This window comes from Burkholderia territorii, from assembly GCF_902833055.1.
Taxonomy (GTDB): Bacteria; Pseudomonadota; Gammaproteobacteria; order Burkholderiales; family Burkholderiaceae; genus Burkholderia; species Burkholderia territorii.
Genome location: NZ_CADFEJ010000002.1, coordinates 510,418 through 531,300 on the forward strand (window position 1 = coordinate 510,418; position 20,883 = coordinate 531,300).

Sequence of the window (20,883 nt, forward strand, 5' to 3'; positions counted from 1 at the left end):
GTGCGGGCCCGTGCTGCAAGCCTCGCCGGACACGGCTTCAGGCTGCGCCGAAAGAGGCCGCGCGCAATGCATTCGACGGGGGCGGGATGGCAAGGGGCGCGTAATATAACCGAACTCGATTCCGGTGTCGCACACGCGGAATATCCTTGTTTTCGTGGGGTTTTTTAAGTGTCCGGGTTTCCGGAAAGGCGGGGCGCGGAACGGGAAGAATGGCGGGGACGGACCGGGCGCGATTCGCGCGATAGCGTTACTTCATCCGGATCGCGGCGTTGCACCGCGATCCGGTTGCCGTCACGGCATCAGTTCGACGCGCCGCCGCGGCAGAACTGCGCGTATCCCTGCGCCGAATTCGCGAAGCCGTGCGCCTTCGCGAGTTCCCACGGACGCTCGCATTGCTGCGTTCGTTCGCACCATGCGTAGCCCGCCGAGCCGATGCAGCCATGCGCATCGCGATCGCCGCCGACGAGCGGCGGCGCGGCTTGTCCGGCTTGCGCGGTCTGCGAGGTCTGGGTGTTCTGACCGGCGACATCGGGCGGAAGCGGGGAAGCGGGCTCGGTCGCGCACGCGCTCAATGCAAGCGCACAGGCGATCATCGCGGCAATCGACGCGGAACAAGTGAAAGGCTTCATACGGTAGCGCTCCATGGGATGAGGTTCGACGGCGGATGCCCGCAAACGGGCGATTGAACGATTCGATCACGCATCCGGCACCGGCACGCGCGACGAGAACTTGACCTCGCGCAGCGCGAGGCTCGACTGGATCGACGACACACCGGCCTGCTTCCTCAGCACGCGTTCGACGAATTCCGCATACGTGTCGAGATCGGCGGCGACCACCTGCAGGATGTAATCTGCCGCGCCGGTGATCTTGTGGCACGACGTCACTTCGTCGTGACGCCGCATCACGTCCTCGAAGTGGTCCGGATCCTGATCGGAATGCATGTTGAACGTGACCTGCACGAACGCGAACACGTTCATGCCGAGCGCGCGGCGGTCGAGGTTCGCCTGGTAGCCGGTGATCACGCCCTCGTCCTCAAGTCGCTTGCGCCGCCGCCAGCACGGCGTGACGCTCAGCGACAGCCGTTCGCCGAGCGTCGCGTTGGACAGCGCGCCGTCTTCCTGCAGCAGGCGGAGCATCGCGCGGTCGACGCCGTCCAGTTCCACCGAAGCGCGATTTTTGCTCATTCCCGGGTCTCCGTAGGCTGTTTTCTCAAAATTGTATGAAACGGAGCGGTGAAAAGCAAAGCAAGTGCCGTCGAGCGTCAATAGACTGTTGTCACCCCTTTCAAGCGCTTACGGCGACGGTCAACCATGCTCACGGTCTACAGCAGCGATCACCATCTGCATCGCGGCGTCGAACTGAAGGACGGCGCGATCACCGAATCGTTCGAGAACCCGCTTCGCGCCGAGACGGTGCTCGCGCAGGTGCGCGCGGCCGGCCTCGGCAGCGTGGTCCCGCCGCGCGCGTTCGACCGCGCGTGCTATGCCGGCGCGCACAGCGCGCGCTATGTCGATTTCCTCGCGGGCGCATGGGACGAGTGGACCGCGAGCGGGCGCACCTGCCAGGCGCTGCCGCTCGTATGGCCGGTGCGCGCGATGCCGTCGGCCGCGACGCTGCCCGACTTCATCGACGGCAAGCTGGGATTCTTCGCGATGGATGCGGGCGCACCGATCAACGCCGGTACGTGGGAGGCAGTGAGCGCGAGCGCGAACTCGGCGCTCACTGGCGCCGACCTGCTGTCGAGCGGGGGCGCGCGCGCGGCGTTCGCGCTGTGCCGCCCGCCCGGCCATCATGCGGGCCGCGAGTACATGGGAGGCTACTGCTACTTGAACAACGCGGCGATCGCCGCGCAGCACGGCATGGCGCGCGGTGCCGCGCGCGTCGCGGTGCTCGACGTCGATTTCCACCACGGCAACGGCACGCAGGACATCTTCTACGAGCGGCCCGACGTGCTGTTCGCGTCGCTGCACGGCGAGCCGGCCGTGTCGTATCCGTACTTCTCCGGCTACGCCGACGAGCGCGGCGCAGGTGCGGGCGAAGGTTTCAACCTGAACCTGCCGCTGCCGAAGGGCACGCAGTGGGACACCTACGCGGCGGCGCTCGGCCACGCCACTGCCGCGATCGCGACGCATGCGCCCGACCTGCTCGTCGTGTCGCTCGGCGTCGACACGTTCGAGCACGATCCGATCAGCCATTTCAGGCTGCGCTCGCCCGACTACGTGCGGATCGGCGAGGTGCTCGCGCGCCTGAACCTGCCGACGCTGTTCGTGATGGAAGGCGGCTACATGGTCGACGAAATCGGAATCAACGCGGTGAACGTGCTGCTCGGATTCGAAGGGCGCGCGTGATCGCATCGCTTCGGCTGCAATCGACAATCGTTCGGACCGCGAATAATCAGCGTCGATGCTGATCGCCACGCCGTCCGGCGCGGCGACCATCGACTGGAGAGAGCGACTCAACCCAACGGCCAGTTCAGGATCGCGATGCCGTCGTTGTAGTCACCGTCCGTGCCGTCCTCCGAGCCGACCAGCCCGAAGTAGGTTTTCTTGAAGATGTCGACCTGGCGCGAGCCGATCTTCGACGGCTTGCCGTTCGCCGTCACGACCACGCGCACCTTCCCCTTGCCCGAGTTCACGATCTGCGTGTTCAGGTTCGCGTCCTGCGTGCCGGCGCCCTGGAATGTCGCCGCGGGCTTCGGGTTGTCGTCGACATAGACTTCGATCGTCTGCTGCGCGGCCGAGTTGACCAGCGCCGTCACGCCGAACGCGATGTTCGGCGGCAGGTTGAAGATGCCGTCGCGCTCGCCGCCGCCGGTCGTCGCGGGTTCCGGCTGCGCGGGTTGCGGCGTCGCCTTCGAGAAGTAATTGACCACCGCGCCCACGCCGAACTTCGCCGCCGCGCCGGGCAGCACACCGGGCGCGCCGGCCCACGTCACCGTGCATGCGATCACCTGGCCCGCTGCGTCGGCCTTCACCTTGTTCTGCCAGCTGCCGACGTCGAAGCTGTACGGAATGGTCGCGATGTCGACGAACACGTCGTATTGCGGCAGTTTTTCCACGAGCTGCGCGGTCATGAACTGACGCATGCGGTCGAGCACCGCCTGATCGCCGTTCGCCTGTACGGCGGTTGCGTCGTTGCCCGCGAGCTGCAGAAGCGCATACAGGTCGTCGTGGGTAAAGGGTTGTGTCATGTCGTCCTCGTCTTGATGGATGGTCTTGCGTGACGCGGCCGGCGATCGGATTTCGCCGTGTCGCGCGTGATGCAGCATGCGTTCGTCAGCCGATCGGCCATTGCAGCACGACGATGCCGTCGTTGTAGTCGCTGTCGTGACCGTCTTCCGACACGACGATTCCGAAGTTGACGGTATACGGCGAGCCGTCCGATTTCTTGCCGGTGATCGGCGCGAGGCGGGCATCGGTGGCCGATGCCTTGCCGTTCACCGTCACTTCGAAACGGAGCTTGCCGTTGCCGGAATTCAGCGTGGCTTCGCGCGGGCCGTCGCGCGTGGTCAGCTTGTGATAGGCGGCGGGCTCCTTGCTGTCGCCGATGAACAGCTTGATGTGCTGCTGCTCGGCGGCATTCGCGAAGAAAATCGCGCGGAAGTCGGTGTTTGGCGGAATCGAAAACTCGCCGGCGCGATTCGAGGACGTTTGAGAGTCGGCCATGCTTGCCTCCTGAAGGTCGGTGGATAAGGCACTGTTGTGCGTCGCGCAAACGTTTGCCGTTTGAAACGCGACGTGCCCAGCATGGCGAAAAATAAATAAAAAATATTCGGCCGGGAATGGAAATTGTTCAGAAAATCGGAGATCGAAACAGTTCGATTTAGTGATTAACGTTTGATTGAATATGATTAAAAATATCCGCGAAACGATGTCGCTGCGCGTCACGTCTTTTTGAATAATGAATGGATGGGCGGGGCCGCGGCTTCGGCGCGTGCCGGCGCAGGCCGATTTGCGCCATTCGATATCGCAACGCGTTCGCCTGATACACCTGACAGGCGATCAATTTCGAGATTAGCTGTATCGTGCACGGAGCGCGCGCGCTCCATTACGTGCTCCATTATTCGGCGGCTTTCATTCAATCGGCCCGTTGGCGGGCCTTCACGAGGACAGTGCGATGACGAAACCCGATATTCTGAAAGGCGAGATCAAGGGGCAGGCTCAGGAGGCAGACCGCCACAACCTGGCCAGGCCGGCGGTGAATGGCGCGTTGTGGGCGCGCGGGCTGACGACGCAGCGCGTGGCCGACCTGTTCAGGACGCTGCCTGCCTGCCGGGGCACTGGATGCAGCTGCAAAACGAAGTCAACGCGGGGAACCGCTATTTCTACGGTGTCCAGAACGGCCACCAGACGACCGACGAAGGAAAGGAACTGATCCGCTGGATCGCCGACGCGGTGGTCAGCGCCGCGCAGAAGGCGGGCTTCGATTTTCCGTTGCAGCAGCTTCGCTTCACCGCCGACACCGGGTGGCTGAAGCTTCAGCGCGTGTCGGGGCGCGTGATGGTGCTGTCGAGGCCGTAAGCGTGGCGAATGGTTGGCGACGTGCCGGCCTATCGTGGAACGAGGCATGCGCGGTGCCACGACCGGCCCCGGCCATCGACGATCGACCACGCCTTCCCGCAGGCTTCCGGCGGCATCACTGACCGAAGCGCTGCGCCACGGCGTCCTTCAATCGCGCGGCGGTGATCTCGCCCATGTGCGATTCGACGAGTGTGCCCTTCGCATCGAAGAACAGCGTCGTCGGCAGCCCGCGCGACCCGTACGCGTGCATCGCACGCAACGGCGGATCGAGCAGCACGTTGTCGAAACGCAGCCCCTGCTGTTCGAGGAACGCGCGCACGGCTTGCGCGTTTTCGCCCTGGTTGAGCATCAGCACCGTGATGCCGGGATGCTCGCGCTGCGCCTGTTCGAGGATCGGCATCTCGCGCCGGCAAGGCGCGCACCACGTTGCCCACAGGTTCACGATGAGCGGCTTGCCGGCAAAGCGTTGCGGCGGCACCGGCGTCGAATCGAGCGCTTCGAGTTGCATCGTGGCGAATGGCGGCGCGGCGTGCTGCAGCGTGGCCAGCGTGCCTTGCGCGATGCCCCATGCGGCGAGACCGGCGACGATGCCGGCTGCCACCGGGCGGCGCAGCGCGGGCAGGCCGCGCAGCCGCCACACGGCGAACGTCAACGCGGCGGCAACGCCGATGCGCCAGTCGAAGCCGCCGTCGCCGAGCGCGACGATGGACCGTGGCGCCGCTGCATATTCGCGCCACCATTGCGCGACATAGCCGATGCGCGCGGCGACCAGCCCGAGCAGCAGCGCGTCGAGGATCAGGCTCGATGCGCTCTTGTGCTGGCCGTCCGGCGGGCGGCGCTGGATGAAACGGGCGACGAGCCACGCCAGCAGCGCGGCGGCGGCTACCGCGACGACGCGGATCGAGAAGGGACCGATGCTCAACATGGGAAGAAAAAGGTGCGGGGATCGTGGATCGACCGGTGAACACGGCAACGTTGCCGGTCATGTCGCGATTCGACCCTGAGCGACGTGCGCGGTTCCCGCTCAGACCGAGCAATGTGCGCCGTAAGTTGTGCGCGCGAATTGCTCGCCGAGCACCGGCATTCAGGACGACGTTGTTTTCGTCGATGCTTGCCGAAGCGTCAGGTCGACCGGCGATCGCGCGGCCTGGGCAACTACTGCCTGCTTCCGCCGGCGCCGGGCGACGCGCTCCCGAGCCGATACGCGGTGAAGAATTCGTACCACGGCGAACCCTGAGCGACCGGCACGCCGAGCGCTGACGTCCGCTGCTTCAATGTCGCGAACACGTCGTTGATCCGCGCGGCTTGCGCGGCATCGCTGAACGGACGCGGCTTCGCCCTGCCCGCCGCGAATGCGCCATAGGCAATCGCGAGCAGGCGCGCGCTGTCGTCGATCGAAAAGATCGACCCGCTGATCGCTTCGACGAGGCGCGGCCGGTCCTCCTCGCGCGACGCCGCGATGCACTGGAACACGATCGCCGACACTTCGTGCAGGTCGTTCACGCGCAGCAAAGCCGGCAGGCGTGCGGCGATCCGGTCGACCGGTTCCTCATGCAGCGCGGTGCCGAAGTCGAGCACGGCGGCCATCGGGTTATCGTCCTGCTGTACGCGATCGAGCGCCGATGCCGGCGCGCCCGCGGCAGCATGTGCGAAGTCGCCGGGCGAGGCGCGCAGCACGTTGGCCACCTGCTGCCGCCACTCCGGAAAGATCATCCGCACGTTGCCGAACTGTTCGCCGCCTTGCGCGGCCGGATTCCAGCGGTAGACGATCGTGCCGCCGTGAATGAACGGCGAATACAGATGCTCGGGCGTTTGCGGCAACGGCCGCCGGTTGATCGGCAGCCATGCGAGCGTTAGCCAGTCGTAGCGCCCGGCGGCGGGCACCGACGGGCTCGAACTCGCGACCACCTGCCAGGTGCCACGGTTCGCATAACGCCGGCGCGCGTCGGGCACCGCGACGGTTTGCTGTTTCGCGGTATCGAAGTAGGTCGTGCCGGTCACGTTTTCGCCGCTGTCGGGGGCCGGTGTGACGGTGGCGATGACCCACGATGCGCCGTCGGTCGAACGATAGTCCGACGGCTGCAGCGTGGCGACGTCGTGCACCATGCGCGTTTCGGCGGCGACGGGGCTCGGCGGAAGATGGGCGGGACCGGCGACGATACTCGGCATGGACGTTCCTCGGAATCGGGTGCGTATCGGCGGACGCGGACCGAACGTGAACGTCGGCAGCGTCGCATGTCGTTTCTCGTAACTGTAGAACGCCGAGGTCGGAAACGGAAATTGGCGGGGCGGGCGGCTTTGCTTCGCGCCACCCGCTCACGCGCCCGGCCGCTTCGGCTTACCATGCGCATCCTGGGGCAACACGCCGCACACCGACCGGGAGCACACATGACCGACACGAAAGCCATCACGGAACACTGGGCGCACGTCGCCGACCAGTGGATCGAGTGGGCCGGCAGGCCGGGCCACGATGCATTCTGGAAGTATCGCGAAGGGCTGGCGGCTTACCTCGGTCACGGCAGCGGCCACGTACTGGAAATCGGTTGCGGCGAGGGCCGCGTGAGCCGCGAACTGAAGGCGCTCGGCTACGACGTGACCGCGAGCGACGCGGTGCCCGCGATGCTCGACGCCGCCCGTCGCGCGAATTCCGCACACCGTTACGCACTCGCCGACGCCGCCGTGTTGCCGTTCGATCCGGCCAGCTTCGACATGGTGATGGCGTACAACGTGCTGATGGATCTCGACGACATGGCGGCCGCGTTGCGCGAGGCGCGCCGCGTGCTGAAACCGGGCGGGCTGCTGTTCGTGTCGCTCGTGCATCCGTTTCGCGATCGCGGCCGTTTCGCGGGGCCGCAGCCCGACGCGCCGTTCGTGCTCGAAGGCACGTATTTCGGCAGCGCGCATTTCGAAGGCGTGGAAACGCGCGACGGGCTGTCGATGCATTTCGCGGGCTGGTCGTTGCCGCTGCAGGCTTACATGGATGCGCTGGAGGCCGCCGGCTTCGCGATCGTGTCGCTGCGCGAGCCGCTGCCTGACCGCGCCGACACGGACACGCTGAAGCAGTGGTCGCGCGTGCCGCTGTTCCTGTGGATCAAGGCGCGGCCGCTGGCGTGACGCGGCCGGGACGGCGCCGCCCCGTGCGGCACGATCAGCGCGGCAAGACCTTCCGGTAGATCACGAATCCGGTTTTTTCCGCGACGGTGTCGTAGAGCCGCATCGCCGTGTGATTCGTCTCGTGCGTCTGCCAGTACACGCGTTCGGCGCGTTGCGCGTGCGCGGCGTCGTACACGGCTTCGATCAACGCGCGGCCGACGCCCTTGCCGCGCTCGCTCTCGAGCGTGAAAAGATCCTGCAGATAGCAGGTCGGCCCGATCAGCGTCGTGCTCCGGTGATACAGGAAATGCACGAGCCCGACGAGCCGGCCGTTGCGTTCCGCGACACGCGCATGCACGGGCTCGTCGTCGTCGAGGAAGCGCGACCACGTGAGCTGCGTGATTTCGCGCGGCAGCGCGGTGTCGCCGAAGCGGCCGTAGAAGCGGTTGTAGCCGTCCCACAGCGGCAGCCAGTCGTCGAAATCGTCGTGCCGCACGGGGCGCACGGTCAGGCGGGTGTCGGTAGCGTTCATGGTCGCGAACCTTTCGAGGATGGATGAAACGAAGCGTTGCCGGCGCGGCCGGAAACGAAAGCAGACATCCACGATAAAAACTTCGTGGCACCATGTGTAGACCCATGACATTTACACATTCTGGAGCCACGATGGATTACGCGGTGCTGCTGTCGACCTTCGAGCGCGAGGCGGGGCCGCACGCGGTCACGCGGATGTCGCAGCAGCAGCGGCTCTACGCATGTCTGCGCGACGCGATCCTGAGCGGCCGCATCGCGGAAGGCGCACGGCTCGCCGCGTCGCGCACGCTGGCCGACGAACTCGGCATCGCGCGCAACTCGGTGCTGTACGCGTACGAACGGCTCGCGTCGGAAGGATTCGTGACCGGCACGCGGCAAGGCACGGTGGTCGCCCGGATGGGCTTGCGCGGGTCGCGGACCGCCGCCGCGGCGCCCGCCGGCGATGCGGCGATGTTGTCGCGGCGCGTCGCACAGGCCGAGCGCGCGACGAGCGGCCTCGACGAATCGCTGCCGTTCATGCCGGGCGTGCCGGCCGTCGACGCATTCCCGCTCGCGCAATGGCGGCGCTGCGTCGAACGCGCGTGGCGTACGGCCGGGCCGGCGCAGCTCGGCTATCAGTCCGCGGAAGGCGACGCGGCGTTGCGCGATGCGATCGCCGGTTATCTGCGCGCGTCGCGCGGCGTGCGTTGCGACGCCGCGCAGGTGATCGTCACCGACGGCACGCAGGGTGCGCTCGACCTGTGCGCCCGCGCGCTGGCGGACGCGGGCGACGTTGCATGGATCGAGAATCCCGGCTACCACGGTGCGCGCAACGCGTTTCTCGCGGCCGACCTGCGTGTCGAGCCGATCGGCGTCGATGCGCAGGGGCTGGCGCCGCATTCGGACGACTGGCGAGATCGCCCGCCGAAGCTCGTCTACATCACGCCGTCGCACCAGTATCCGCTCGGCGCGGTGATGAGCCTCGAGCGGCGGCTCGCGCTCGTTGCACAGGCGCGCGCGGCCGGTGCGTGGATCATCGAGGACGACTACGACAGCGAGTTTCGCCACCACGGCACGCCGCACGCGGCCGTGCAGGGGCTCGCGGACGATGCACCGGTGATCTACCTCGGCACGTTCAGCAAGGTGATGTTTCCCGCGTTGCGGATCGGCTTCATGGTCGTGCCGCCCGTGCTCGCGCAGCCGTTGCGCGACGCGGCGGGCGCGCTGATGTTGCAGGGCCGCGCGGTCGAGCAGCACGCGCTCGCGGATTTCATCGAGGCCGGGCATTTCACGCGGCATCTGCGGCGCATGCGCCGCGTGTACGCCGAGCGGCGCGACGCGCTGCACGACGCGCTGGCCCGGCGATTGGGCACGCGGCTGACGGTGTCGGGCGGCGCGGGCGGCATGCATCTGTCGGCGCGGCTCGACGTGCCGGTCGCGGACAGGGCGCTGAGCCGCGTCGCGCAGGCGCACGGGCTGATCCTGCGGCCGCTGTCGTCTTTCTGCCTGCCGGGCACCGCGCACGGCTACAACGGGCTCGTGCTCGGCTACGGCAGCGTGCCGGCCGAGCGAATGGATGCGCTCGCGCGGCGGATCGGCGAGATGATCGACCGCGCGCTGGCCGCACAGCGAGACTGACGGACGACGGCCGCACCGATCCGCCGTTGCGGAACACGCCCGTCGTCGGGTTCGTTTAGCCGCGCATCGGCGGATTGAGCCGCGCGAATGCGTGCTGGCGGCGATACGGGAAGTACGGATACGGCGCTTCGACCGCACTCGCCGCATCGAGCTTCGCGACCTGCGCGGCGGTCAGCGACCAGCCGACCGCGCCGAGATTCTGGCGCAACTGTTCCTCGTTGCGCGCGCCGACGATCACCGACGACACGGTCGGGCGTTGCAGCAGCCAGTTCAGCGCGATCTGCGGCACCGTCTTGCCGGTTTCCTCGGCGATTGCGTCGAGCGCGTCGACCACGTCGTACAGTCGTTCGTCGTCGACCGGCGGCCCGAAGCCGGCCGTGTCGTGCAGGCGGCTGCGTTCGGGCAACGGCGTGTCGCGGCGGATCTTGCCCGTGAGCCGGCCCCAGCCGAGCGGGCTCCATACCAGCGCACCGAGGCCTTGGTCGGCGCCCAGCGGCATCAGGTCCCACTCGTAGTCGCGGCCGACGAGCGAGTAGTAGACCTGGTTCGCGACGTAGCGCGACCAGCCGTGCCGGTCGGCCGCTGAGAGCGACTTCATGATCTGCCAGCCCGCGAAATTCGACACGCCGATATAGCGCACCTTGCCTGCGCGAACCAGGTCGTCCAGCGTCGACAACACTTCCTCGACCGGCGTGGCCGCGTCGAACGCGTGAAGCTGCAGCAGGTCGATGTAGTCGGTATCGAGGCGGCGCAGCGCGTCGTCGACCGCGCGGATCAGCCGCGGGCGCGACGTGCCGGCTTCGTTCGCGCCTTCGCCGGTCGGCAGGCCCGTCTTGGTCGAGATGAGCACCTGATCGCGCCGTCCGTGGATCGCGGCGCCGAGCACGCGCTCGGATGCGCCGTCCGAATACACGTCGGCGGTGTCGAACAGGTTGACGCCGGCATCGAGGCAGATATCGACCAGGCGGCGCGCTTCGTCGACGCCGGTGTTGCCCCATGCGCCGAACAACGGGCCGGTGCCGCCGAACGTGCCTGCGCCGAAGCTCAGTACGGGAACCTTGAGGCCGGAGCGGCCGAGCGTGCGGTATTCCATGTCGTGTGCCCTCTCGTCGTCGAGGCCGGCCCGTGAGCGCGCCGGCAAGTAGCGCCCACTCTAGCGCTTGCGGCCGATCCGGATAATTGGGCAGACTTCGAAAATATCTTTCGGAGGAGGCGAAGAATGCTGCTCGACAATCTGGCGCTGTTCTTGCGCATCGTGGAGAAGGGCGGGCTCGCCGCGGCCGGGCGCGAGGTCGGCCTGTCGCCGGCCACCGTCTCCGAGCGGCTGGCGGCGCTCGAGAGTTACTACGGCGCGACGCTGCTCACGCGCACGACCCGCGCGATCAGCCTGACCGACGAAGGTCGCACGGTCGTCGCGGGTGCACGGCGCCTGCTCGCCGAAGCCGACGAACTCGAAAGCCGCGTGAGGCTCGGCGCGCAGACGCTGTCGGGGCCCGTGCGGCTGAGCGCGCCGGCCGATCTCGGACAGGCGCGCGTCGTGCCGGTGGTCGACGCGTTCCTGGACGAGCATCCCGGCGTCACTGTCGATCTGCATCTCGGCGACGGCTACGTCGATCTCGTCGGGCAGGGGCTCGATTTCGCGATCCGGCGCGGCATGCTGGCCGACAGCGCGTTGCGCAGCCTGTCGCTCGGCCGTTCGCGCCGCGTGGTGTGCGCCGCGCCCGCGTATCTCGCCGCGCACGGTACGCCGCGGCACCCGGACGAACTCGCCGCGCACGACTGCATCGTGATGCGCTTCGGCCAGGAACTGTATGCGGAGTGGCCGTTCCGCATCGACGACGAGCTGAAACGCGTGATGGTGCGCGGCCGGCGCGTGGCCAACGACGGCGCGCTCGTGCGCGCGTGGTGCGTCGCGGGGCGCGGTGTCGCGCTGAAATCGCGACTCGACGTCGAGCACGATCTGGCGTCCGGCGCGCTCGTCGAAATCCTCCGCGACTTCTCGCCGGGCGAAGTCGACCTGCAGATCGTCTATCCAGGCGGGGCGGTGCAGCCGCGGCGCGTGCGTGCGCTGATCGAAAGATTGGCGCAGGCGCTGACAGCCGCGTGATCGCAACCGAAGCGCCGCGCTGCCGCGCTCGCGGGTCAGCCGCCGACACGATGGCGTCGAATGCGGCGCAACAGCACCGGGGCCGCTTCCGTCACGTTCCCGCATGCCGGAGAGCGCAACCGTCTCCGGCGAAACCGGTTGTACACGTTTCGTCATTTAGCTAATATTCAAAACGTCAAACGAGCCCGAACCCATGGACGACGTCACCCGCATCAGCGCACTGGCCAACGAAAGCCGTCTGGCCGTGATGCGCTGGCTGAAGCAGCCGCGCAAGCATTTCCCGCCGCAGCCGCATGGCGACTTCGACGAACTCGGCGTGTGCTGCACGTACATTACCGAGAAGCTCGGCATCGCGCCGGCGACGACCACGCGCCACATGCGCATCCTCGCGGATGCGGGGCTCGTGCGGGCGACGCGCGTCGGCAAGTTCACGTACTACAAGCGGATCGACGATGCGCTGCAGCAGCTCGGTCGCGATCTCCTGCAACTCTGATCTTCACAGAGGCAAACGACATGGATGAACTCGCCCTGCTGGCCGACGCCGACCGGCGCGCGCACGCATATCTCGCAGCGACCGGCGAACGGCGCGCGTACCCCGATGCGGCCGCGCTCGCCGGCCTTGCGGCCTTCGACGAACCGCTGCCCGATACGGGCTACCCGGCCGACGACGTGCTGCGCTTGCTCGACGAGCGCGGCACGCCCGCGACCGTCGCATCGAACGGCCCGAACTACTTCGGCTTCGTGATCGGCGCGACGCTGCCGGCCGCGGCGGCGGCCGAGCGGCTGATGCTCGCGTGGGACCAGTGCGCATCGTCGTTCGCGAATTCGCCGGTGGCCGCGACGATCGAGCGACAGGCGGCGCGCTGGGTCGTCGACGTGCTCGGGCTGCCCGAAGACAGCGCGGTCGGATTCGGCACGAGCGCGACGGCCTGCACGCTGGTCGCGCTGGTCGCCGCGCGGCGTGCGCTGCTCGCGCGCAAGGGCTGGGACGTCGACGAGGACGGGCTGATCGGCGCGCCCGAGGTGAAGGTCGTGCTCTCCGAGCTCGCGCACGTCACGGTGAAGAAGGCGCTGCGGGTGCTCGGCTTCGGGATGAAGCGCCTGATCGTCGCGCCGGTCGACGCGCACGGCCGCATCGATCCCGCGCAATTGCCGCCGCTCGACGAGATGACGATCCTCTGCGTGCAGGCCGGCGAGGTGAACACCGGCGAGTTCGATCCGTTCGCGACGCTGATTCCGCTCGCGAAGGCCGCCGGCGCGTGGGTGCACGTGGACGGCGCGTTCGGGCTGTGGGCGCGCGCGTCGTCGAAGCGCGCGCTCACCGACGGCATCGACGGCGCGGACAGCTGGACCACCGACGGCCACAAGTGGCTCAACACGCCGTACGACGGCGCGATGGTGATCTGCCGCGACGCAGCCGCGCTCGCGAGCGCGATGAACAGCGATGCCGTCTACCTGAGCGGCGCACGCGATGCGCAAAAGAATCTCAACCTCGAGTTTTCGCGGCGGGCGCGCGGCATTCCGGTGTGGGCCGCGCTGCGCGCGCTCGGCCGCGCCGGCGTGGCGACGCTGGTCGAGCGGCATTGCGCGCAGGCGCAGCGCGTCGCCGACGGCCTGCGCGCGGCCGGCTACGACGTGCTGAACCGTGTCGTGCTGAACCAGGTGCTCGTGCGCGCCGGCACCGACGACGAGACGATCGCGATCCTTCAGGCCGCGCAGGATTCGGGCGACACATGGTTCGGGCAGACCGTGTGGCAGGGGCGGCCGGCGTTCCGGATCAGTGTGTCGTCGTGGCGCACGGAGGACGAACACATCGATCGCCTCGTCGCGTTGCTGACGAAGCTGCGCGGCGTGCACGTGGGCTGAGCGACGTCGCCAGGCAGCGGCGGGCGGCGATCGTGCCGGTGACCGCGTTCGCTTGAAAATGTCGGACAATGACGCGGCATGCACGCCGCGCCCGCCCGGGCGGCGCGTTCAACCGCTGCATTGACGCCGACGAGATCCCCATGTCCACGACATCTCCCCGTGAACTGCTGAAAGCCGCCGACATCGCGAAGATGGAACCGGCCCGCGAGGTGCATTCGCTCAATCCCAACGCCGTTCGCCTCAAACGACAGTTGAGCGACCTGACCGGTCTTACGCAGATCGGCTGCCACCTGCTCACGTTGATGCCCGGTCACGAATCGGCCGAGTATCACCGCCATCTTTACGAAGAAGAATGCGTGTACGTGCTGTCCGGCACGGGCACCGTCACGATCGGCGAACGCGCCTGCGAGGTCGGCCCGGGCGATTTCCTCGGTTTCGCGCGCGGCGGCGACGCGCACACGCTGCAAAATACCGGCGACGCGCCGCTGCAAATGCTCGTGTTCGGGCAGCGCCTCGAGCACGACGTGTGCGAATACCCGCGCATCGGCAAGCGCCTGTACGTGGCCGGCAAACTCGAGGAATTCGTCGATCTGCCGAAACAGGGATGATCCGGGGCGGATGGTTTTGAAGCCGCACGAAACTCGCGATGTCCGCATTTTTGGCAGGCAATCGAAACGGCCGGGGCGGCAACGGAAACCGCAACGGTAACGGAGCATCGAAGACGAAATGAAGGCCGGCGGCCGACGCTGTCAAATGCAATGCTCATGGAGCAGGAATCGGCGGTGACGAACGGCCGTGCCGGGCGCCACCTGCCATCACGCCCGAAACACGGCGTGTCGGATGCGGCCGCGATTCGGTGAATGGTGCGCTCGCGTCGACACGGCAATGACCGCATGTTCGGTCGACGCCGTGTCAGCGTTCCGGCTCGTTTGCCGGCGGGCCGTTATCCAGTTCGAACGCCCTGCGATCCTTGCCGCGGATCCAGTGAGGCTCTCTTCCCCGGCCGCTCCACGTCGCTCCGCTGACCGGATCGAAGTAGCGCGGGTGGGCCTTGCGCTTGCGCACGTCCGGAAACAGTTCGTCCAGGGTGAATTGAAATTCCGCGACCGCCATCAGAATTTCCGCCAACACTTTCTTTCGACAGGGAACGTTGTTCTCATTGATCTGTTCCTCTGGCGCGGTTCTTCTCCCTGGGCAATCTGAAGGCTCTGTCATCTTGGTCTCGTGTGGTTTCTATAAGGTCCCCTATGTAGTTTTGTTGTAATGAATTTTCATGAACCGGCGAACGTCGCGGTGCTGTATGAAATTGTATCGATGGCGTCTTGGGAGTTGGTTCTTGAAACGAACTTTTTTTACATGCTTTGCAGTTGGCGTTTTATTTAATGGATTTATTTTCCAATCCTGAATGTCCAGGATTTTCACGATATCGGTGCATCGGAGAATTGGACGAGGGCCACATGCGGGGTTCGACTGGCGACCGGCTACAGGTTGCGAGTGCGGATTGTGGCGACAACGGATGTCCGCAACGCGTCGGTCGGTGCCGGAGGCCCTGCTCACGCGAGCGGCAGACGCGACGCAAGCGATTGCAGTCGGCGTGACGCTGGTGCACTGCGAGCTGGTCTCATGCGGTCCGTCGTTGGGCGGAGCGGTTTCCGACGGCCGGGAAGTGGTGATCTCGCTGCCATCTCCTTCATGCAATAACGCCCCGAGCGCCAGTCGCAACTGCGACGCCCGGGGCATTTCGACTTACCACTGATAGGACACGCCTCCGCCATAAGTGCTGCCATTGCCGCTGATCCCGACGCCGAGCTTCGCCTTCAGGTTGTCGCTGAAGCGGACGGACACGCCGATCGCCGAAGCCGAGTACCCTTGGTAGCTGCCACCGCCGATCCCTACCGCGATTGTTTTGCCCGGGTCGACTTCCGGAATCATCGTCAACGCGGTTGCCGCGGCGACGCCTGAGTACGCACGACGGGCCACCTCGTTGACGGTGGATTGGACGCCCCACAGTTGATTCATGTTCGCGGCGTCCGTGCCGTTGATGCCAGGCGCCACGTTCGTCAGCCGCCGTTCGTTGCCCGGGGATCCGAACGAAACGGTGTTCGGCGCCGAGGCTACCGAACCCGCGCCGATCGCAACGGAGTTCGGAGCGCTTGCCATGCTGCCCTGGCCCACCGCGGTCGTATTGACTCCGGAAGCCGTCGATCCTTGCCCCAGTGCCGTTGAATTGTCGCCCGTTGCAGCTGCAGCCTGGCCGTCGGCCTTCGAGTTTTTCCCCGAAGCGATTGCCCCTTGACCCTCGGCGGTCGAGTTCTGTCCCGAGGCCGTTGCCCCTTGGCCCACTGCGGTCGAATTCGTGCCCGACGCGGTCGCATTCTGGCCGACCGCCGTCGAATTCGCGGCTGCCGACGATCCTGAACCGATTGTGGTGCTGCCATCCGTCGTCTGCGTTTTGATCGAGATCAACGGCGCGACCGCGGTCGAAAGAGACGCCAGGTTGGCGTTGGTCGTGGAAAGCCCGGTCGACAGCGAAGCGACGTTGCTGTTTGTCGAGCTGAGGCCGGTCGAGGTCGACGTGGACAGTGACGAGACGGCGCTGTTGGTCGAGCTCAGACCCGTCGACAGCGACGAGACATTGCTATTGGTGGAGCTCAGACCGGTGGACAGCGACGAGACATTGCTGTTGGTGGAACTCAGACCGGTAGACAGCGACGAGACGTTGTTCGTAATGGAGCTCAGCCCAGTGGACAGCGACGAGACGTTGTTGGTAATGGAGCTCAGTCCGGTGGACAGCGACGAGACATTGCTGTTGGTGGAGCTCAGACCCGTCGACAGCGAATTGATGCTGGTCGAGGTCGACGTGGACAACGAGCTGATCGAGCTGGTGGCCGACGACAGGCCGGTCGAAAGGGAGTTGATCCCCGTCGACGTGGAAGTCGACAGCGAAGCCACGGTGCTGTCGGTCGAGCTCAGGCCGGTCGACAGCGAGTTGATGCCGGTCGAGGTCGAGGTGGACAGCGAGCTGATCGAGCTGTTGGTCGAGCTGAGGCCGGTCGACAGCGAGTTGATACCCGTCGAAGTCGAGGTGGACAACGAACTGATCGAGCTGGTGGCCGACGAGAGACCCGTCGACGTGGAGGTCGACAGCGAAGCCACGGTGCTATCGGTCGAGCTGAGGCCCGTCGACAACGAGTTGATACCCGTCGAGGTCGACGTCGAGAGCGACGAAATCGAGCTGGTGGCCGACGACAGACCGGTCGACGTGGAAGTCGACAGCGATGCCACGGTGCTGTTGGTCGAGCTCAGACCCGTCGACAACGAGTTGATGCCGGTCGAAGTCGAGGTGGACAGCGAGCTGATCGAACTCGTTGCCGACGACAGACCGGTCGACGTGGAAGTCGACAGCGAAGACACGGTGCTGTCGGTAGAACTGAGGCCCGTTGACAGCGAGCTGATGCCGGTCGAAGTCGATGTGGACAGTGAACTGATCGAGCTGGTCGCCGACGAGAGGCCGGTCGACAGCGAGTTGATACCTGTCGAGGTCGACGTGGACAGCGAGCTGATCGAGCTGGTGGCCGACGAGAGACCGGTCGACGTGGAGGTGGACAGCGAAGCCACGGTGCTGTCGGTCGAGCTGAGGCCCGTCGACAACGAGTTGATGCCCGTCGAGGTCGAGGTGGACAGCGAGCTGATCGAACTCGTTGCCGAGGAGAGACCGGTCGACGTGGAGGTGGACAGCGAAGCCACGGTGCTGTCGGTCGAGCTGAGGCCCGTCGACAGCGAATTGATGCCGGTCGAGGTCGACGTGGAGAGCGACGAAATCGAGCTGGTGGCCGACGACAGGCCGGTCGACGTGGAAGTCGACAACGAAGCCACGGTGCTGTCGGTCGAGCTGAGGCCCGTGGACAGCGAGTTAATGCCGGTCGAGGTTGACGTCGAGAGCGAGCTGATCGAGCTCGTTGCCGAGGACAGACCGGTTGACGTGGAAGTCGACAACGAGCCGATCGAGCTGTTAGCCGACGAGAGGCCGGTCGACGTGGAAGTCGACAGCGAAGCCACCGTGCTATCGGTCGAGCTCAGACCGGTCGACAGCGAGCTGATCGAGCTCGTTGCCGACGAGAGGCCCGTCGACGTGGAGGTCGAGAGCGACGCCACGGTGCTGTTGGCCGAGCTGAGGCCGGTCGACAGCGAGTTGATGCCCGTCGAAGTCGACGTGGACAGGGAGCTGATCGAACTCGTTGCCGACGACAGACCGGTCGACGTCGAAGTCGAGAGCGAAGCCACGGTGCTGTTGGTCGAGCTCAGGCCCGTCGACAGGGAGTTGATGCCCGTCGAGGTCGAGGTGGACAGCGAGCTGATCGAACTCGTTGCCGAGGACAGACCAGTCGACGTGGAGGTCGAGAGCGAAGCCACGGTGCTGTCGGTCGAGCTGAGGCCGGTCGACAACGAGCTGATGCCGGTCGAAGTCGACGTGGACAGCGAGCTGATCGAGCTGGTAGCCGACGAGAGGCCGGTCGACGTCGAAGTCGACAGCGAAGCCACCGAGCTGTTGGTCGAGCTGAGGCCGGTCGACAGCGAGTTAATACCTGTCGAAGTCGACGTGGACAGCGAGCTGATCGAGCTGGTCGCCGACGAGAGGCCGGTCGACGTGGAGGTCGACAGCGAGGCCACGGTGCTGTTCGTCGAGCTGAGGCCGGTGGACAACGAGTTGATGCCCGTCGAAGTCGACGTGGACAGCGAGCTGATCGAGCTCGTTGCGGACGAGAGGCCCGTCGACGTGGAGGTCGACAGCGAAGCGACGGTGCTGTTGGTCGAGCTGAGGCCCGTGGACAGCGAATTGATCCCCGTCGAAGTCGAGGTGGACAACGAGTTGATCGAGCTGTTCGCCGACGAGAGGCCGGTCGACGTCGAAGTCGACAGCGAAGCCACCGTGCTATCGGTCGAGCTCAGGCCCGTCGACAGCGAGTTGATGCTCGTCGAGGTCGAGGTGGACAGCGAGCTGATCGAGCTGGTCGCCGACGACAGACCCGTCGACGTCGAGGTCGACAGCGAAGCCACGGTGCTGTTGGTCGAGCTGAGGCCGGTGGACAACGAGTTGATGCCCGTCGAAGTCGAGGTGGACAACGAGCTGATCGAGCTGGTTGCCGACGAGAGACCGGTCGACGTCGAAGTCGAGAGCGAAGCCACCGTGCTGTTGGTCGAGCTGAGGCCGGTCGACAACGAGTTGATCCCCGTCGAAGTCGACGTAGACAGCGAGCTAATCGAGCTCGTTGCCGACGAAAGGCCAGTCGACGTGGAGGTCGACAGCGAATTGATACCTGTCGAAGTCGAGGTGGACAACGAGCTGATCGAGCTGTTAGCCGACGACAGGCCGGTCGACGTCGAAGTCGACAGCGAAGCGACGGTGCTGTTGGTCGAGCTGAGGCCCGTCGACAACGAGTTGATGCCCGTCGAAGTCGAAGTGGACAACGAGCTGATGGAGCTAGTAGCCGACGAGAGGCCGGTCGACGTGGAAGTCGACAGCGAAGCGACCGTGCTGTTGGTCGAGCTGAGGCCCGTCGACAACGAGTTGATGCCGGTCGAAGTCGAAGTGGACAGCGAGCTGATCGAGCTGGTCGCCGACGACAGACCGGTCGACGTGGAAATCGACAGCGAAGCGACGGTGCTATCGGTCGAACTGAGGCCGGTCGACAACGAGTTGATGCCCGTCGAAGTCGAAGTGGACAGCGAGCCGATCGAACTGGTCGCCGACGACAGACCCGTCGACGTGGAGGTCGACAGCGAAGCCACGATGCTGTTGGTCGAGCTGAGGCCGGTGGACAACGAGTTGATGCCCGTCGAAGTCGACGTCGACAGCGACGAAATCGAGCTGGTCGCCGACGACAGACCGGTCGACGTGGAAGTCGACAGCGAAACCACCGAACTGTTGGTCGAGCTCAGCCCCGTCGACAACGAGTTGATCCCCGTCGAGGTCGACGTCGACAGGCTTGCAATGTTCGACGTAGTGGCGCTCGCAACTGCGTACAGTTGGCTGCCATTGATTGCGTCGGTGCTGCTTGGGCTCACGAGGCCCGCCGCGACATTCTGGATACGACGCTCGAGGTTCGGTTGGCCGACGCTGACAAGGCCGCCTGCTGGCGTCCCGGCCGCGTAGTTTCCGAATAACTGTCCGCCGATCGTTGTGCTGGTGACAGCGGTGTTACCACCGGTCGTCGTCGACAGCGCACTGGCCGTCACGGAACTGGAGCCGAGCGCGACTGAATTCGCCACGTTCGCGACCGAACCATTGCCGAGCGCGACGGCATTGGTTCCGCTCGCAGCCGCTCCGCCGGCCGATCCAAATCCGCCTGTTGCTCCTCCGAGTGCCAGAGATCCGGATCCGGTCGCCGATGCACTTTGCCCCATTGCAATAGCGCCATTTTGGTTCGATACCGCTTGCCGACCGAGCGCAATGGATGTGACCGCAGTTGCCGAGGCGGAATTGCCCATTGCGATGGCTCCGTCTCCGGATGCGATAGTCGCAAAACCGGCCCTCATGCCAATCGCAATCGAGTTTGCTCCTGTCGCACTTGCTCCGGCGCCAAGAGCTGTCGCACCATTGATCGCTCCATTGGATGCTGCTGCAACTGAGCCGAGACCGATTGCCGTATTGTCGCCACGGGGACCTGCCGATGCCGATTGACCGATGGCGATGCCGTTGTTTCCGGCGGCTGTGGCGTTTCCCCCAAGTGCCATGCTGTTGTTTCCGGCGGCTGAGGCGTTTACCCCAAGCGCGATGCCGTTGTTTCCGGCGGCTGAGGCATTTACCCCAAGTGCGATAGAGGAATTCGCGCCTGCACTCGCCCCATTTCCCATCTGAATCCGCCCAGCGTTTACGCGGAAAAGCGAAGCGTTGTTGGCGTCGCCCGTGCTGTCCCCGATAATGATATTGGTGAGCCCGTTGCTGTCGGTATATCCGTAAAAATAGTTTAGGACCGGCGTTCCATTTCCGAATCCACTTAACAAAATGCCCTCGGGGGTACCCCCGGAAAGTTGGTTATCGTTGTTGGACAGGAGTTGGTAAGTAGATACGTACGTATTCTTGTCGAAAGTAGCGGTTTGAACCAATCCGGACAGCACCGCCGGAACTTGCTGGGCAAACACGCTCGG

18 protein-coding genes and 1 pseudogene are annotated in these 20,883 nt (G+C 65.7%); 8 read left to right on the forward strand and 11 right to left on the reverse strand.

Annotation, left to right across the window (positions count from 1 at the left end):
• Positions 1-299 precede the first annotated feature (299 nt).
• Together HW466_RS06860 and HW466_RS06865 are read right to left on the reverse strand one after the other, a co-directional pair.
• The gene (locus tag HW466_RS06860; protein ID WP_151005779.1) at positions 300-629 is read right to left on the reverse strand and encodes a hypothetical protein; all 330 of its coding nucleotides are present in this window, start codon (positions 627-629) and stop codon (positions 300-302) included.
• Positions 630-695: 66 nt separating this feature from the next.
• Complete coding sequence (locus HW466_RS06865) at positions 696-1,184, reverse strand: Lrp/AsnC family transcriptional regulator (RefSeq protein ID WP_060298717.1); 489 nt, start codon at positions 1,182-1,184, stop codon at positions 696-698.
• Positions 1,185-1,310: 126 nt separating this feature from the next.
• On the opposite strand from HW466_RS06865, the gene HW466_RS06870 reads away from it, so the two are divergent.
• The gene (locus HW466_RS06870; RefSeq protein WP_151005781.1) at positions 1,311-2,348 is read left to right on the forward strand and encodes a histone deacetylase family protein; all 1,038 of its coding nucleotides are present in this window, start codon (positions 1,311-1,313) and stop codon (positions 2,346-2,348) included.
• Positions 2,349-2,455: 107 nt separating this feature from the next.
• Here the strand turns inward: HW466_RS06870 and HW466_RS06875 are convergent, their stop codons facing one another.
• Positions 2,456-3,190 (reverse strand): fucose-binding lectin II, encoded by a 735-nt coding sequence (locus HW466_RS06875; protein ID WP_059447637.1) that lies wholly within the window; start codon positions 3,188-3,190, stop codon positions 2,456-2,458.
• An 85-nt stretch (positions 3,191-3,275) separates the two neighbouring features.
• Positions 3,276-3,665: a fucose-binding lectin II gene (locus tag HW466_RS32200; RefSeq protein ID WP_059508058.1), complete on the reverse strand. Its 390-nt coding sequence runs from the start codon at positions 3,663-3,665 to the stop codon at positions 3,276-3,278.
• A 618-nt stretch (positions 3,666-4,283) separates the two neighbouring features.
• On the opposite strand from HW466_RS32200, the gene HW466_RS31845 reads away from it, so the two are divergent.
• Positions 4,284-4,520, forward strand: a complete 237-nt coding sequence (locus HW466_RS31845; protein WP_239005906.1) for a hypothetical protein — start codon at positions 4,284-4,286, stop codon at positions 4,518-4,520.
• Positions 4,521-4,635: 115 nt separating this feature from the next.
• Here HW466_RS31845 and HW466_RS06890 read toward each other — a convergent pair whose 3' ends face one another.
• Together HW466_RS06890 and HW466_RS06895 are read right to left on the reverse strand one after the other, a co-directional pair.
• Complete coding sequence (locus HW466_RS06890; protein ID WP_174905750.1) at positions 4,636-5,445, reverse strand: TlpA disulfide reductase family protein; 810 nt, start codon at positions 5,443-5,445, stop codon at positions 4,636-4,638.
• 230 nt (positions 5,446-5,675) lie between these two features.
• Positions 5,676-6,689: a hypothetical protein gene (locus HW466_RS06895; protein ID WP_151006479.1), complete on the reverse strand. Its 1,014-nt coding sequence runs from the start codon at positions 6,687-6,689 to the stop codon at positions 5,676-5,678.
• A 219-nt stretch (positions 6,690-6,908) separates the two neighbouring features.
• On the opposite strand from HW466_RS06895, the gene HW466_RS06900 reads away from it, so the two are divergent.
• On the forward strand, positions 6,909-7,634 hold the full coding sequence (locus HW466_RS06900) for a class I SAM-dependent methyltransferase (RefSeq protein ID WP_151006480.1): 726 nt from the start codon (positions 6,909-6,911) through the stop codon (positions 7,632-7,634).
• Between the two features lie 34 nt (positions 7,635-7,668).
• On the opposite strand, the gene HW466_RS06905 is transcribed toward HW466_RS06900, so the two are convergent.
• The gene (locus tag HW466_RS06905) at positions 7,669-8,145 is read right to left on the reverse strand and encodes a GNAT family N-acetyltransferase (RefSeq protein WP_059800494.1); all 477 of its coding nucleotides are present in this window, start codon (positions 8,143-8,145) and stop codon (positions 7,669-7,671) included.
• A 131-nt stretch (positions 8,146-8,276) separates the two neighbouring features.
• Here HW466_RS06905 and pdxR point away from each other — a divergent pair, with 131 nt between their 5' ends.
• A complete protein-coding gene (gene pdxR, locus HW466_RS06910; protein WP_174905751.1) occupies positions 8,277-9,761 on the forward strand; it encodes a MocR-like pyridoxine biosynthesis transcription factor PdxR in 1,485 nt (494 codons plus the stop codon).
• A 55-nt stretch (positions 9,762-9,816) separates the two neighbouring features.
• On the opposite strand, the gene HW466_RS06915 is transcribed toward pdxR, so the two are convergent.
• A complete protein-coding gene (locus HW466_RS06915; RefSeq protein WP_151006265.1) occupies positions 9,817-10,854 on the reverse strand; it encodes an aldo/keto reductase in 1,038 nt (345 codons plus the stop codon).
• 126 nt (positions 10,855-10,980) lie between these two features.
• Here HW466_RS06915 and HW466_RS06920 point away from each other — a divergent pair, with 126 nt between their 5' ends.
• From HW466_RS06920 to HW466_RS06935, 4 genes are all read left to right on the forward strand, one after another.
• Positions 10,981-11,868 (forward strand): LysR family transcriptional regulator, encoded by an 888-nt coding sequence (locus HW466_RS06920; protein ID WP_059508065.1) that lies wholly within the window; start codon positions 10,981-10,983, stop codon positions 11,866-11,868.
• Positions 11,869-12,061: 193 nt separating this feature from the next.
• Positions 12,062-12,361 (forward strand): ArsR/SmtB family transcription factor, encoded by a 300-nt coding sequence (locus HW466_RS06925; RefSeq protein ID WP_059791233.1) that lies wholly within the window; start codon positions 12,062-12,064, stop codon positions 12,359-12,361.
• A 20-nt stretch (positions 12,362-12,381) separates the two neighbouring features.
• Complete coding sequence (locus HW466_RS06930; protein WP_059768541.1) at positions 12,382-13,734, forward strand: pyridoxal phosphate-dependent decarboxylase family protein; 1,353 nt, start codon at positions 12,382-12,384, stop codon at positions 13,732-13,734.
• 140 nt (positions 13,735-13,874) lie between these two features.
• Complete coding sequence (locus tag HW466_RS06935; RefSeq protein ID WP_059508143.1) at positions 13,875-14,342, forward strand: cupin domain-containing protein; 468 nt, start codon at positions 13,875-13,877, stop codon at positions 14,340-14,342.
• 304 nt (positions 14,343-14,646) lie between these two features.
• On the opposite strand, the gene HW466_RS06940 is transcribed toward HW466_RS06935, so the two are convergent.
• From HW466_RS06940 to HW466_RS06945, 3 genes and pseudogenes are all read right to left on the reverse strand, one after another.
• Positions 14,647-14,949 (reverse strand): H-NS histone family protein, encoded by a 303-nt coding sequence (locus HW466_RS06940; protein ID WP_081053811.1) that lies wholly within the window; start codon positions 14,947-14,949, stop codon positions 14,647-14,649.
• 531 nt (positions 14,950-15,480) lie between these two features.
• Positions 15,481-16,020 carry a YadA family autotransporter adhesin gene (locus HW466_RS32395; RefSeq protein ID WP_481968796.1) on the reverse strand — a complete coding sequence of 180 codons (540 nt, stop codon included), beginning with the start codon at positions 16,018-16,020 and terminating at the stop codon, positions 15,481-15,483.
• Positions 16,000-20,589, reverse strand: a pseudogene (locus HW466_RS06945) (beta strand repeat-containing protein); the annotation flags it as partial. The gene HW466_RS32395 and the pseudogene HW466_RS06945, both read right to left, overlap by 21 nt.
• Positions 20,590-20,883: the final 294 nt, after the last annotated feature.

Coding starts and splice junctions, on each gene's coding strand:
- HW466_RS06860 (WP_151005779.1), bottom strand. CDS start 629: ATGAAGCCTTTCACTTGTTCCGCGTCGATTGCCGCGATGATCGCCTGT.
- HW466_RS06915 (WP_151006265.1), bottom strand. CDS start 10,854: ATGGAATACCGCACGCTCGGCCGCTCCGGCCTCAAGGTTCCCGTACTG.
- HW466_RS06895 (WP_151006479.1), bottom strand. CDS start 6,689: ATGCCGAGTATCGTCGCCGGTCCCGCCCATCTTCCGCCGAGCCCCGTC.
- HW466_RS32200 (WP_059508058.1), bottom strand. CDS start 3,665: ATGGCCGACTCTCAAACGTCCTCGAATCGCGCCGGCGAGTTTTCGATT.
- HW466_RS31845 (WP_239005906.1), top strand. CDS start 4,284: ATGCAGCTGCAAAACGAAGTCAACGCGGGGAACCGCTATTTCTACGGT.
- HW466_RS06920 (WP_059508065.1), top strand. CDS start 10,981: ATGCTGCTCGACAATCTGGCGCTGTTCTTGCGCATCGTGGAGAAGGGC.
- HW466_RS06865 (WP_060298717.1), bottom strand. CDS start 1,184: ATGAGCAAAAATCGCGCTTCGGTGGAACTGGACGGCGTCGACCGCGCG.
- HW466_RS06905 (WP_059800494.1), bottom strand. CDS start 8,145: ATGAACGCTACCGACACCCGCCTGACCGTGCGCCCCGTGCGGCACGAC.
- HW466_RS06930 (WP_059768541.1), top strand. CDS start 12,382: ATGGATGAACTCGCCCTGCTGGCCGACGCCGACCGGCGCGCGCACGCA.
- HW466_RS06890 (WP_174905750.1), bottom strand. CDS start 5,445: ATGTTGAGCATCGGTCCCTTCTCGATCCGCGTCGTCGCGGTAGCCGCC.
- HW466_RS06940 (WP_081053811.1), bottom strand. CDS start 14,949: ATGACAGAGCCTTCAGATTGCCCAGGGAGAAGAACCGCGCCAGAGGAA.
- HW466_RS06900 (WP_151006480.1), top strand. CDS start 6,909: ATGACCGACACGAAAGCCATCACGGAACACTGGGCGCACGTCGCCGAC.
- HW466_RS06870 (WP_151005781.1), top strand. CDS start 1,311: ATGCTCACGGTCTACAGCAGCGATCACCATCTGCATCGCGGCGTCGAA.
- HW466_RS06875 (WP_059447637.1), bottom strand. CDS start 3,190: ATGACACAACCCTTTACCCACGACGACCTGTATGCGCTTCTGCAGCTC.
- HW466_RS06925 (WP_059791233.1), top strand. CDS start 12,062: ATGGACGACGTCACCCGCATCAGCGCACTGGCCAACGAAAGCCGTCTG.
- pdxR (WP_174905751.1), top strand. CDS start 8,277: ATGGATTACGCGGTGCTGCTGTCGACCTTCGAGCGCGAGGCGGGGCCG.
- HW466_RS06935 (WP_059508143.1), top strand. CDS start 13,875: ATGTCCACGACATCTCCCCGTGAACTGCTGAAAGCCGCCGACATCGCG.